Below are 515 nucleotides of genomic sequence, written 5' to 3'. Positions count from 1 at the left end.
CCGGTGAAGCGGACAGGGCGGATGACATGGCGGCAACTCCTGTGAGGGCAGGGGCGATAACCTCGAGACCCTTGACGCCCCGGCTGATGAACGTCTGCGCGTTGGCGGTGAGCTTGGCGACGTCGTTTCCAGAAGTCGGTGTCGGAGCGCGGGTAGTCGACGCCGACCAGCGCCTAGTATTGATGGGATGTATTTTGGGCTTCGATTGGCACGCTGTCTAGCCCCTCGCTCTCGCTGCTACGAATTCCTAGCTCAGAGCACACCAAGGGTGAACGAAGGTGCCCTCGACGCGAAATACATCCCATTAATTTCGGTCGCTCAAGCGTGGGACCTGACCGTGCAGCGCCTGCCAGACATGGAATGTCTGAGCATGCGCAATACGCACAAAAAGTGCGGCAAGTGGCGCAAACATCTCTGCCACACGGTGTTTTTCATCCCTGCACGCTGGTTGACATCCCATGGCGCCATGGCCGACCTTCATGCGTGGCCCTGCATTCCCCCTGTCCCCTTCCGCA

1 protein-coding gene and 1 pseudogene are annotated in these 515 nt (G+C 59.8%); one reads left to right on the top strand and one right to left on the bottom strand.

Annotated features, from left to right (window positions below):
- Positions 1-170: pseudogene (locus AQJ91_RS58695) on the bottom strand (sugar ABC transporter substrate-binding protein); the annotation flags it as partial.
- A gap of 98 nt (positions 171-268) precedes the next feature.
- On the opposite strand from AQJ91_RS58695, the gene AQJ91_RS57260 reads away from it, so the two are divergent.
- A partial coding sequence (locus tag AQJ91_RS57260; protein WP_234383500.1) for a hypothetical protein occupies positions 269-515 on the top strand: 247 nt, incomplete at its 3' end.

This window comes from Streptomyces dysideae (assembly GCF_001514305.1).
Classification (GTDB): domain Bacteria; phylum Actinomycetota; class Actinomycetes; order Streptomycetales; family Streptomycetaceae; genus Streptomyces; species Streptomyces dysideae.
Note: the sequence above shows the minus strand (reverse complement) of the source record. Positions and strands in the feature narration are given on the sequence as shown.